The sequence below is a fragment of the Agrobacterium sp. CG160-95 genome, assembly GCF_053521725.1.
This window is the reverse complement of the sequence record NZ_JBNWDU010000001.1, coordinates 854,555-867,255: the sequence shown is the minus strand read 5'-3', so window position 1 is coordinate 867,255 and position 12,701 is coordinate 854,555. Positions and strand designations below refer to the sequence as shown.

The following is a 12,701-nucleotide window of genomic DNA, read 5'->3' as shown; positions in this document are numbered from 1 at the left end:
CTTCAGATGGTTGATCACAGTCCCGATATGATGGCGACGCGCCCTGATGAGGATGGTGTTGCCGTGCCTGCGTCGCAATTTCGCAAACATTGTCTGCGGCTTCTGACAGCCGGTTGCGTAGCCGCCGCCACCGTTGTGGGGGCTGCACTTCCGCTGCTGCTCATCGATTCCGGTTTTCGCGGATATGTTTCGCAGGCGCATGTCGAGGTTACCCAGGCCGGCTACGATGCACCCGATGCGGCACGCTTTCTTGCCATGGCCCGCCGCACCCTGCTTTCTCCGTCCGGTCTGGACCGTATAACGGGCGACCTCAAATTGAAGCCCGCCGACATGGTCGGCGTTCGCAATCAGGGCGAACTTGGCCTGCTTTTCGACCTTTTGACCGGGGCGGATACCCGTTCGCTTTCCCCGCGTGAAGCATTGAACGGTGCTGTGGGCGAGGCGATACGTCTGGAACTGACGCCAGATGAAAACACGCTGATTGTAACCTCGAAGGCAGCGACGCCGGAAACCGCGATGCGGCTTACGGATTATCTTTCGATGCGTGTCATGGCGGATGGCAAGGCCGGCACCATGACGCCCGCCATGCGCGAGACGGAGCGGGCGCGCACCCGGTTGGACGAGGCGGAAGCCGCCTTGAACGGTTTCCAGATGCGCCACGGCGAGGCCGTCCTGGCGGAAGTGCAGCAACTCGAGCAGCAATTGCGCGACCTCAATGACAGCCTTGCGGGGACGACCCAGCAGCAGCAGTCGCTTCAGACGGATCTGGCGGTGGCCACCGGCCTCAAGCCGAATGACGTATTGTCAAAGCCCCTGCCGTCAGGCGCTGCTTTCTCTGTGCTTGAGGACATCAGGCAAAGACATGCAAGTGCCAGCATGGCGCTTTCAGGCGTCTCGGTCGATTACGGCCCGAAACATCCCCGCCGCATCGCCGCCCAGAATGCCGTAGACGCCGTGCAGGCGCTTGTCGCTCCCGCATTGCGTCAGCTGGTCGATGGCTTGCGCGCCGATGAGAAGCGCGTCGCACAGGAAGTTGCAACCGCGAACGCCGAACGAACGAAACATCTCGACCGCCTGAGCAGCCTTGGTGTCACGCCCGGTGAATTCTCCAGATTGCAGGGTGAACTGGAAACGGCGCGAAATGCCTACCTTGAGGCGAGCGAGCGTCGGGACATGTCCTCATCCACCACAACCGCCGTTGAGACCCGCCTCACCAGGAAGGCAGGACCGGGCGAATTGTCGCGCGACCTCACACAAGCCGCTATGCTGGCAGGCGGTGGCGCGTTGCTCGGCCTGTTGGGCAGCCTGTATCTCCTGAGCTACCGTCGCCATGACGAGGAGGAGGCACTCGTCCTTGATGATGCGCACGTTCTGCCCTCCGAAAAAGCGCCTGAGCAATCGGGGCAGTTTCCCGAGTTCGAGCCGATCGAGCCGGATGTGTTCGATGATCTTGAAGAACTGGCCGCGGATAGCGAATTCGAGCCGGAGGCTGAGTTCGCGGACTATTACGCCGGGGCGGCGAACGATAGCGGATTCGATACCGATGACATTCCGCTGGACGAGCGTGTGCGGCAGGTTCTGATGGGCAACCGCACCGTCAGGAATACCCCCCAGACGACACCGGAGCTGCCGCCCTTGCTCAGTGAAGCCCTTGCCGGGCATTTCGATCACGAGCAGGCCGAAGCCGAGGAATTGGCGGAATTGAGACGCGAGTTGGCGCTCTTGAGGGAGCGCCTCGCCGATTACGCCGAGCATCGCGACGACTACCGCAAAACTGCCTGACGAAGCTGCATTTTTGCTTGCATTCCTGCAAAGTCGGCACCATACGGGGCCAACGTAATCCAGCAGGAGCAGGACGCATGGCAGTTGTGATTGACGGAAAGGCAAAGGCGGCTTCGGTAACGGAGGCGGTCCGCAAATCGGCAGAAACGCTTGAGGCGGAACAGGGTGTGAAGCCCGGTCTGGCGGTTGTCATCGTCGGCAACGATCCGGCCAGCCACGCTTACGTGAATTCCAAAAGCAAGACAGCCAAGCAATGCGGTTTCAATTCCGTTCAGCACACGCTGCCGGAAGAAACAACTCAAGATCAGCTTCTGAAGTTGGTCGGCGAACTGAACGCCGATCCCTCCATCCACGGCATTCTGGTACAGCTTCCTTTGCCGAAACACTTCAATTCCGATGAGATCATCCAGTCGATCCTGCCCGAGAAGGATGTCGATGGCCTGAGCGTGCTGAACGCCGGCAAGCTGGCGACCGGCGATCTCGCAACCGGCCTCATCTCCTGCACGCCAGCCGGCGCCATGCTTCTGGTGCGCAGCATTCACGGCGAAGATCTTTCCGGCCTGAACGCCGTGGTCATCGGCCGCTCCAACCTCTTCGGCAAGCCGATGGGCCAGCTTCTCCTGAATGCCAATGCCACGGTGACGATGGCGCATTCGCGCACCAAGGATCTCGCCACCGTCTGCAAGACGGCCGATATTCTCGTGGCGGCGGTGGGTCGCGCGGCAATGGTCAAGGGCGATTGGGTAAAGCCCGGCGCGACCGTCATCGATGTCGGCATCAACCGCATTCCCGCTCCGGAAAAGGGTGAAGGCAAATCGAAGCTGGTCGGTGACGTCGCCTATGATGAGGCAAGCGCAGTCGCCGCTGCCATCACCCCCGTTCCGGGCGGCGTAGGCCCGATGACGATTGCCATGCTGATGGCCAACACCGTCATCGCCGCCTATCGCGCGCTTGGAAAGACCGCACCGAAGTTCTGAAATCGGTAGTTACTCTTTCGGAGCCGGTCCTGTGGAGGCGCGGACGACAAGTTCCGCCTTCCAGAGTTCCTGATGAGGTTCGGTCTGGTTAAGCTTGATCCGGTTGATCAGGCGCTGCCCGACACGCACCCCCGCCGCCCGCAAGGATGAGCGGGTGGTGGTGAGAGGCACCGAGAAATTGTCGGGCTTCAACAGCGGCAACACATCGTCATGGGCAATCAGCGAAATATCCTTGCCCGGTTTCAAGCCGCGCTGGTTGAGAGAGCGGATCACGCCGAGTGCCAATGCGGTACTCGCGCATACAATGGCGGTTGGTCTTTCCGGCTGTGACAACAGCGCTTCCATGCCGAGATAACCCTCCTCATCGGTCATGCTGCTGTGTCTTGTGTGTTCCGGGCGCAATGTCAGCCCATTTGCCGTCAGCGCCTTTTCCACCCCGAGACAGCGGCGGAAGGTGAAGTCGTAGCCCTCCGGCCCGTTAAGAAGCCCGATCCGCTTGTGGCCAAGCTGAAGCAGCAGCTGGGTCGCATCGCGAAATGCGGCCTCATTGTCCACGTCGAGAAAGGGATAATCCTCTTCCACGCCGATGGAGCGGCCATGGACGAGGAAGGGCAGGGAAAGCGATTGCATCATGGCGATGCGGGCGTCGTTCTTCTTCATATAGGCGAGGTAGATGCCATCGACGCTGCCGCTCGCCGCCAGCCCCCGCAGGGCTTCCCGTTCCTTTTCCGGCTCCGTGGGCGTGATGACGAGGTGAAATCCGCTGCGAGCCGCTTCTTCGCCTAGACCGCTCAGGAATTCGCCGAAATGCACATCCGAGCGGTGGTGCTCGCCAACCGGCATGACCAGTCCGATGGAGCCGACCTTGCCGGTCGCCAACCGTTGCGCCGCAGCATTCGGGCGATATCCGGTCTTTTCGGCGGCTTCCATGACGCGGCGGCGCGTCTCTGCGCTCACCTCGGGATATCCGTTGAGCGCTCTGCTGACGGTTGTCTGAGAAATCCCCAGCAGTTGCGACAACTGTTTCAGGTTCATGTTTGTTTTTCCTCCATGCGCGCGCATCGGAAATGGCAAAAGCCTCTCCTCTAACTCCCAAAGCGCTTTAGTTTTTTACCAGTCCCTGCCGGTTTTCTCAATCGAAAACGATAGCCGCCTTTCTAAGTAAGTATGACTATTCATACGACAATGCGGCATGTCCAGCGAAAGAGCCTCTTGACTCCTTCTCAATGACAATGAGATGAATAGGCAGCCAAAGCGCTTTGATTTATGGGAGATGCTTTGAGCCTTTTATGTGATGGGAGGTAAATCACATGCAGAAGACCTTTTTGGCGACGGCGGCTTCTATAGTGCTGCTGTCGGGTTCGGCCTTTGCCGCCGATCTGAAATTCGCGCCCGGTCAGGATGCCAAGTTCAACTGGAAAAGCTACGAAGACTTCAAGGCGGCCCATGCCGACCTGAAAGGTCAGACGCTGACGATTTTCGGGCCCTGGCGCGGTGAGGACGAGGCGCTGTTCCAGACGGTGCTGGCCTATTTCTCCGACGCGACCGGCGTGAACGTCCGCTATTCCTCCTCGGAAAACTACGAGCAGCAGATCGTCATCGATACGCAGGCGGGTTCTCCGCCCAACATCGCCATCCTACCGCAGCCCGGTCTTCTGGCCGATCTCGCCGCCAAGGGTTTTCTGGTTCCGCTCGGCGATGAGACCGCAAGCTGGGTCAAGGACAATTACGGCGCTGGCCAGTCCTGGGTTGATCTCGGCAGCTACAGGGGCAAGGACGGCAACAAGGCTTACTTTGCATTTCCCTTCAAGGCCGACGTGAAGTCGCTCGTCTGGTACGTACCTGAGAACTTCGAGGAAGCGGGCTATAAAGTGCCCGAGAGCATGGAAGACCTGTTCAAGCTGACGGACCAGATCGTTGCCGATGGCGGCACACCCTGGTGCATCGGCCTCGGTTCCGGCGGTGCGACCGGCTGGCCGGCAACGGACTGGGTGGAAGACCTGATGCTGCGCACGCAGCCGCTCGACGTCTATCAGAAATGGACGACGAACGAGGTGAAGTTCACCGATCCGGCCGTAGTTGCGGCAATCAATGAATTCGGCAAATTCGCCAAGAACGAAAAATATGTCAGCGGCGGCGTTGCGGCTGTGGCCTCCACCGACTTCCGCGACAGCCCGAAGGGTCTCTTCGACATTCCGCCGAAGTGCTACCTCCATCATCAAGCGTCCTTCGTGCCGTCCTTCTTCCCTGATGGTACCAAGGTCGGAACGGATGTGGATTTCTTCTATATGCCGACCTATGCCGCAAAGCCTGAACTCGGCAAGCCGGTTCTGGGCGCCGGCACGCTCGTCACCATCACCAAGGAAGCGCCCGCCGCCAAGGCTTTCGTCGATTTCCTGAAAACCCCGATCGCCCATGAAGTCTGGATGGCACAGTCCAGCTTCCTGACGCCGTATAAGGGTGTGAATGTCGATACCTATGCCAATGAGCAGATGAAGCGTCAGGGTGAAATCCTCACCTCCGCGACCACCTTCGGCTTTGACGGTTCCGACCTGATGCCGGGCAAGATCGGCGCGGGTGCATTCTGGACCGGCATGATCGATTTCGTCGGCGGCAAGTCGGCCGATCAGGTCGCTGCCGATATCCAGAAGGCCTGGGACGGCCTGAAGTAACCTCAACAGAGCTTGGCCCGGCGGTGATGCCGCCGGGCCTTTGCCAACGGAACGGCCGTCGACCGCATAAAATCAGCGCGGCGCGGAGAGGATCAAGGGAGGGAACATGGCTCAACAACTCGTTTCTGCCATCGGCGTCATGGTGGCCGGCGTTTTTGCCTGCGCTGCCTATTATTGGCTATCCGACAAACTGTTGCAGGTAATCTTTCCCGTCCGCTCGGGAGACGTGTTGCAGGCATCCCGCAACCTCAACCGCCGCGCGTCGGTCAGGCCCTGGCTGTTCATCGGCCCCGCTCTTCTCCTTCTTCTCGTCTATTTGGTCTATCCCGTCATCGCGACGCTCATCCTCTCGTTCTATGACCGGACCGGCGCCGAATTCGTAGGTCTTGCCAATTATCGCTGGGCATTTTTCGATGCCGGCTTCAGGCAATCGATCTTCAACAACATCCTCTGGCTGGCCGTGGTGCCGGCCGCCTGCACCTTCTTCGGCCTCGTTATTGCCGTCATGACCGACCGCATCTGGTGGGGCAACATCGCCAAATCCATCGTCTTCATGCCGATGGCGATCTCCTTCGTCGGTGCCTCCGTCATCTGGAAATTCATTTACGAGTATCGCGCTGAAGGTCAGGTGCAGATCGGCCTCCTCAACGCCGTCGTCGAGTTTTTCGGCGGCAGCCCGGAGGTGTGGATTTCCATGCCCTTCTGGAACAACTTTTTCCTGATGGTCATCCTCATCTGGATTCAGACCGGCTTTGCCATGGTCATCCTGTCGGCAGCGCTGCGCGGCATTCCGGAAGAGACAATCGAAGCGGCCGTCATCGATGGCGCCAATGGCTGGCAGATCTTCTGGAAGATCATGGTCCCGCAAATCTGGGGCACTATCGCCGTCGTCTGGACGACGATCACCATTCTCGTTCTCAAGGTTTTCGACATCGTGCTGACCATGACCAACGGTCAGTGGAACACCATGGTTCTCGCCAACCTCATGTTCGACTGGATGTTCCGCGGCGGTGGTGACAGTGGCCGAAGTGCGGTCATAGCGCTCGTCATCATGGCGGCCGTCACCCCGATCATGGTCTGGAACATCCGCCAGGCGAACCGTGAGATGGAGGGCCGCTGAGATGGATATCGTAAAACGTCTGCGCCGCGTCGGCCTGCCGCGCCTCATCGTCCATGCCAGCGTGCTGGTCGTCGTGCTTCTCTGGCTTCTGCCCACACTCGGTATTCTCGTAAGTTCCCTGCGCGACAAGGACCAGATCACCGTGTCGGGCTGGTGGACGGCCTTTTCCAGTTCCGAGCAGACCGCGGCGGTTCGCCTTGCCGACGCTGCCGTGCAGAAGCAGGACGGGAACCGCTACGTCATATCAGGTAATGTTTTTGAAACCGGACAGGGGGGCAAGGTTGCAGCCTTCGGCGTTCGCGTGCAGGAGCCGACGGCCTTCAAAGCCGGTGAAGCGGCAGATATCGGCGACGGGGAAACGCTGCTCGTCAACACCGATGGCACCTATGAATACAGCAAGGCCTCAAGCTTCGAGGGCTCTCGCGGCAAGCGCGTCTATATTTCCGTCGCGACACCGCCGGTCTTCACACTCGACAATTATCGAACCGTCCTGACCTCGGAAGGCATCGGCCAGTCCTTCGTCAACTCGCTGACAGTCGCCGTTCCGGCAACCGTCATCCCTATCCTCATCGCCGCCTTTGCCGCCTATGCGCTGTCATGGATGAGCTTTTCCGGCCGCAATTTTCTGATTGCGATGGTGGTTGGCCTGATCGTCGTACCGTTGCAGATGTCGCTGATACCGCTCCTGAAACTCTACAACGAAATCGGCAATATCTTCGGCGTACCGTCCAAGACCTATGCCGGCATCTGGCTGGCGCACACCGCCTTCGGTCTGCCGCTCGCCATCTACCTGTTGCGCAACTACATTTCCGGCCTGCCGAAAGAGATCATCGAAAGTGCGCGTGTCGACGGCGCGAGCGATTTCGAAATCTTCGTCAAGATCATCCTGCCGCTGTCCTTCCCGGCGCTCGCCTCCTTCGCCATCTTCCAGTTCCTGTGGACCTGGAACGACCTGCTTGTCGCCATGGTCTTTCTCGGCACGCAGAAGGATGAGCTGGTGCTGACCGGTGCGCTAAACGCGCTGCTCGGTTCGCGCGGCGGCAACTGGGAAATCCTCACCGCCTCGGCCTTCGTTACCATTGTCGTGCCGCTCGGCGTTTTCTTTGCCCTTCAACGTTATCTCGTGCGTGGCCTGCTCTCAGGCTCCGTCAAGGGAGGCTGATTATCCATGAACGCCCATACCAGACAGGATGAGACTATGACCGCTCCGGTGATTTCCGCTTTGACGCCCAACAAGGATTGGTGGCGCGGCGCCGTGATCTATCAGATCTACCCGCGCTCCTATCAGGACTCCAATGGCGACGGCATCGGCGATCTCAAGGGCATCACCGACCGGTTGGCGCATATTGCCGGTCTCGGTGCCGACGCAATCTGGATTTCGCCCTTCTTCACCTCGCCAATGAAGGATTTCGGTTATGACGTCTCGAATTATGTCGATGTCGATCCGATGTTCGGCACGCTTGCCGATTTCGACGGGTTGATCGCGGAAGCGCACCGTCTGGGCATCCGCGTCATGATCGACCTCGTCATGTCGCACACGTCTGACCAGCATCCGTGGTTCGTGGAAAGCCGCGCCAGCCGCAACAATCCGAAATCGGACTGGTATGTCTGGTCGGACAGCAAGCCGGATGGCACGCCGCCCAACAACTGGCTGTCGATCTTCGGCGGCTCCGGCTGGCAGTGGGACCCCACCCGCATGCAATATTACATGCACAACTTCCTGACCTCGCAGCCGGATCTGAACCTGCATAATCCGGAAGTTCAGGAAGAACTGCTCAATATCACCCGCTTCTGGCTGAAGCGCGGCGTCGATGGTTTCCGCCTCGATACCATCAACTTCTATTTCCATGATCTGGAATTGCGCGACAACCCGGCGCTGGCGCCGGAGCGCCGCAACGCCTCCACGGCACCTGCGGTCAATCCCTACAATTTCCAGGAACATCTCTACGACAAGAACCGCCCCGAAAACATCGCTTTCCTGAAACGCTTCCGCGCCGTGCTGGACGAGTTTCCGGATATCGCCGCCGTCGGAGAAGTCGGCGACAGCCAGCGCGGACTCGAAATCGTCGGTGAATACACCTCCGGCGACGACAAGATGCAGATGTGCTACGCCTTCGAATTCCTGGCGCCGGATGCGCTCACGCCACAGCGTGTTGCCGATGTGCAGGCGGATTTTGCCAGGGCGGCGCCGGAAGGCTGGGCCTGCTGGGCTTTCTCCAACCACGATGTCGTTCGCCATGTCAGCCGCTGGGGCGAGCATGTCGAGGATAAGGACGCTTTCGCCAAGGTGCTCTCGGCGTTGTTGATGACGCAGCGCGGCTCCGTCTGCATCTATGAGGGTGAAGAGCTGGGCCTTACTGAAGCCGATATTGCTTTTGAGGATTTGCAGGACCCCTACGGCATCCAGTTCTGGCCGGAATTTAAGGGCCGCGACGGTTGCCGCACACCGATGGTGTGGGATGCGGGACATGCGCAGGCCGGCTTCTCGACCTCGGACAAGACCTGGCTGCCCATTCCGGCCGAACACAAGCAGCGTGCCGTCAGCGCCCAGCAGGGCAATGAGGCATCCGTGCTGGAGCATTACCGCCGCTTCCTTTCCTTCCGCAAAAAGCATCCCGCTTTTGCCAAGGGCGGCATCGAATTCCAGCCAGTGGAGGGCGACGTGCTGAGCTACACCCGCACGCTCGGCAACGAAACCGTTCTGTGCCTCTTCAATCTGTCCGCGACACCGGCAAAGGCGACGCTGCCGGAAGGGAACTGGGAGGTTCTCGAAGGCCACGGCTTTGCAAACGGTGTGGACGGCAGAAGCGTAGAACTTCCGGCATGGGGCGCTTTCTTCGCCCGTTACGCCTGATAGAGCAGGGAGGAACAACCCATGACAAGTCTCGTTCTCAAGGATATCCGCAAATCATACGGGCAGGTAAAAGTCCTGCACGGCATCGATCTGGAGATCGAACAGGGCGAATTCATCGTTTTCGTCGGGCCGTCCGGCTGCGGGAAATCGACGTTGCTGCGCATGATTGCGGGTCTGGAGGAAATCACCGGCGGTGAGATGTTTATCGACGGCCAGCTGGTCAATGAAATCCCGCCCTCGCGTCGCGGCATTGCCATGGTGTTCCAGTCCTATGCGCTTTATCCGCATATGACTGTTTACGACAACATGGCCTTCGGCATGAAGATCGCCAAGGAAAATAAGGAGGAGATCGACCGCCGCGTCCGCGCCGCTGCCGAAATCCTGCAGCTGACGCAATATCTGGAGCGTTTGCCCAAGGCTCTTTCTGGCGGCCAGCGCCAGCGCGTCGCCATCGGCCGTGCCATTTGCCGCAATCCCAAGGTGTTCCTGTTCGACGAACCCCTGTCGAACCTCGATGCCGCGCTGCGCGTGGCAACCCGCATCGAGATCGCCAAGCTCAATGAGCAGATGGCAGACACGACGATGATCTACGTCACCCACGATCAGGTGGAGGCGATGACGCTGGCCGACCGTATCGTCGTTTTGAATGCGGGTCGTGTGGAACAGGTCGGCCCGCCGCTGGAACTTTATGAAAACCCCGCCAACCTCTTCGTGGCGCGGTTCATCGGCTCGCCCGCCATGAACATCATTGCGGCAAAAATTGCCGTAACCGGAGAGCGGACTTCGATCGAACTTGCCGGAGGCAAGACGCTGAAGATCGTCGTTCCCACGCCTGCAACCGAGCAGGGCAAGGCCGCGAGCTTCGGTGTCCGGCCGGAGGATTTGAGCATCGTCACCGGCGACGATTATCTTTTCGAGGGAAAAGTCGCGATTGTCGAGGCTCTCGGTGAAGTGACCCTGCTTTATCTCGAAGCGCCCAAGGGGCAGGAGCCGATCATCGTCAAGGTGCCGGGCATCGTATCCGTCGCCAAGGGTCAGACCCTGCGTTTTGCGGCACCGCAGGCAAAGCTCCACCTCTTTGATGCCGAGGGCAAGAACTACCGCAGATAGTTGCGGAAACAATGGCCGCGAGCTTCAGGAAACATGCCCCGGAACGTCCCGTTCCGGGGTTTTTTCATGATATTTTGCCGCTGTGGAAAAATGCCAAAAATGTTCCGTCTTCGGTCTGTTTAAGGTGACGCTGATATGAATTGTTAAAGACTACGTTTTAATCTCGGAGACGTAGAAAGAGCATGGAGGTCAGGGCGTGCAGAACAGTGCGGGTGTTATCAAGAACAGTTACCTGACCAAGGAAGAATCCTTCATGTACGACCGCGAAGGCCGGTTTCGCATGGAAGACACCATGAATGCGGCGCGCATCGAATATACCGAGAAGGCCGTCATGCATATGGCCGCTCGCCGTTGCGACGTCATTCGCATTTCCCAGACCGAGGCAGTGCTGGCACTGCTGACGAAATACAATCTTCCGAACCAGTTCTATCTGGATATTCCCGACGCCCGCATCACCAAGATCGGCTGCGTTATGTTGCGCGTCAACGCCAACAACACCATCCACGTTCGTTTTCTGCGCATGTTGACGCAAAAGGAACTCGACCGCATTTTCGTGTTCAGCACGCATCCGGCGCATAAGGACCGGAAGCTCGATATCCGGTCTTTCTGAGGGGCTGGAGAATCTCCGGCTTCAGGAAAGCCCACCCAGAACCGTCTGCTTCAGCTTCACATCCGGCACTTCCGCAAAGGCAAGATCGCTGCGGCCGAAATAGGATTTCTGGTTGGTGGCGGACCAGTCGTTGCAGACCAGTTTGTATCGCTCTCTTGTGACCGGTTTTTCCGGCATGGCGTAAAGATAATCGCCGGTGCGGTCAGCAAGCGGAATGTCGCCGTCCTGATTGCAGCGCTTGAGGATTTGCGCAAGCGTTTCGCCATCCACTTCCGTCACCATCAGCTTGCCGTCGAAACGCAGCGAGGCGTTGAAATCGTAGCGGCGGATATCACCCTTTGGCAAACCAGCGCCGAAGGAGGTGTGGCCTATGAAGCCGACATCCGCGCCGGTTTTTGCGGCGATCAGTTGCGCCACACGGCGTCCGGCCTCGTCAACTGTCATCGCCTTTTCCGTTTTGCCGACAACCGCCTTCTCTTCTGCCGTCAGATGTTTGTCGAGTGTCTGTTCGATCAGGCCTTTGAGCGCCGGGGAGGAGGGGGCGTCGCTGTCAATGGCGACGGTCTCGATCGTCGGCGCCTTGCCAGAAGCTTCGATCGTCCCAATGGCCATGGATGTGCACCACGAGCCCGTGTGGACATAGCGCGTCGCACCCTGTTCATGCACGAAGTTCAGGTGATCGTGGCCGCCGACCAGCAGGGTGCCATCGGTCAGCAACGGCAGGATATCGCGGTCGGCAACGACACCGGCGTGGCTGAGAACGATGTTGATCGCCTCCGGCTTGACGATTGCAGGCAGATTCGCCTTGGCCCATTCCACAGGCTGCGGAACATCCAGCATCTCACGCGTCGCCTTCGGATAGGTATTGATCGCGTTGGTGGCAAGGCCCGCAACGACGACCGGCCGTCCGCCCACACTTACCTCCACACTGGCCGGTGCATAGGGTGCGCCGCTGCGCTTGTCGATGATGTTGGACAGCACGGTGATGCCGAGCGCGCGGGCACGACGGACGAAATTGGCGAGGTCGTTATCGATATCCGGTTCATGGTTGCCGATATTGATGACGGTGGGCGCGAGCCTGGCGAGCGCCGAGAGGAACGTCCACTCGATTTCGCCGGACGACCGTGTCGCCACCGCATTGCCGGTTTCGAACAGGTCGCCGTTCAGAAGAATAATGTGGGGTGCCTTGTCAGCCGCGATGCGCATTTCTATGGCCGCTAGGAGCTGCCCGATGCGCTCATAGGCCGAATGCAGGTCGGCAATCACGATTGCACGCAGGGCCACATCCTGCGCCTCCGCCGGCGTTGCCACCGCCATCAGCGGCAGTATGGCGGTGCCAGCCATAAGCTTCAGCACGTCACGGCGTTTGCTTGAGAAAATCGTCATGTCTGGCCCCATCATCTTGAAATGCGTCATCGTCCCGCGGCTGGCTGAGAAGCCCCTATAGGGCGATCATCACAGCCGCATGACAAGTTTGGCGTTTAAGAGACGGGAAATAAAGCGGTTTTCAGCGCGGGTTATGCGGGTCATGCCAAGAGGGTGCGGAGGCGAGGCCGAATCCGGCCTTCGCCTCCGG

General features: G+C 59.3%; 10 protein-coding genes. 8 read left to right on the top strand and 2 right to left on the bottom strand.

Features of this window, described 5'->3' with window-relative positions:
• Positions 1-6 precede the first annotated feature (6 nt).
• Entirely contained in the window at positions 7-1,782 is a 1,776-nt protein-coding gene (locus tag ACQZ63_RS04310; RefSeq protein WP_113555499.1) for a GumC domain-containing protein, read from the top strand.
• A 77-nt stretch (positions 1,783-1,859) separates the two neighbouring features.
• Positions 1,860-2,759: a bifunctional methylenetetrahydrofolate dehydrogenase/methenyltetrahydrofolate cyclohydrolase FolD gene (gene folD / locus ACQZ63_RS04305; RefSeq protein WP_003515126.1), complete on the top strand. Its 900-nt coding sequence runs from the start codon at positions 1,860-1,862 to the stop codon at positions 2,757-2,759.
• Positions 2,760-2,768: 9 nt separating this feature from the next.
• Here folD and ACQZ63_RS04300 read toward each other — a convergent pair whose 3' ends face one another.
• Positions 2,769-3,794, bottom strand: coding sequence for a LacI family DNA-binding transcriptional regulator (locus ACQZ63_RS04300; protein ID WP_013635488.1), 1,026 nt, complete (start codon positions 3,792-3,794; stop codon positions 2,769-2,771).
• Positions 3,795-4,069: 275 nt separating this feature from the next.
• On the opposite strand from ACQZ63_RS04300, the gene ACQZ63_RS04295 reads away from it, so the two are divergent.
• The 6 genes from ACQZ63_RS04295 to ACQZ63_RS04270 all read left to right on the top strand — a co-directional run bounded on the left by ACQZ63_RS04295 (position 4,070) and on the right by ACQZ63_RS04270 (position 11,125).
• Positions 4,070-5,431: an ABC transporter substrate-binding protein gene (locus ACQZ63_RS04295; protein WP_080799378.1), complete on the top strand. Its 1,362-nt coding sequence runs from the start codon at positions 4,070-4,072 to the stop codon at positions 5,429-5,431.
• Positions 5,432-5,537: 106 nt separating this feature from the next.
• The gene (locus ACQZ63_RS04290) at positions 5,538-6,551 is read left to right on the top strand and encodes a carbohydrate ABC transporter permease (protein ID WP_003515131.1); all 1,014 of its coding nucleotides are present in this window, start codon (positions 5,538-5,540) and stop codon (positions 6,549-6,551) included.
• A 1-nt stretch (position 6,552) separates the two neighbouring features.
• A complete protein-coding gene (locus ACQZ63_RS04285; RefSeq protein ID WP_065703830.1) occupies positions 6,553-7,713 on the top strand; it encodes a carbohydrate ABC transporter permease in 1,161 nt (386 codons plus the stop codon).
• Positions 7,714-7,749: 36 nt separating this feature from the next.
• Entirely contained in the window at positions 7,750-9,405 is a 1,656-nt protein-coding gene (bglA, locus tag ACQZ63_RS04280; RefSeq protein WP_113555498.1) for a beta-galactosidase BglA, read from the top strand.
• 21 nt (positions 9,406-9,426) lie between these two features.
• Entirely contained in the window at positions 9,427-10,515 is a 1,089-nt protein-coding gene (locus tag ACQZ63_RS04275; RefSeq protein WP_113555497.1) for a sn-glycerol-3-phosphate ABC transporter ATP-binding protein UgpC, read from the top strand.
• A gap of 253 nt (positions 10,516-10,768) precedes the next feature.
• Positions 10,769-11,125, top strand: coding sequence for a hypothetical protein (locus tag ACQZ63_RS04270; RefSeq protein WP_034501827.1), 357 nt, complete (start codon positions 10,769-10,771; stop codon positions 11,123-11,125).
• Between the two features lie 21 nt (positions 11,126-11,146).
• Here the strand turns inward: ACQZ63_RS04270 and ACQZ63_RS04265 are convergent, their stop codons facing one another.
• A complete protein-coding gene (locus ACQZ63_RS04265; protein ID WP_113555496.1) occupies positions 11,147-12,511 on the bottom strand; it encodes a bifunctional metallophosphatase/5'-nucleotidase in 1,365 nt (454 codons plus the stop codon).
• Positions 12,512-12,701 lie beyond the last annotated feature (190 nt).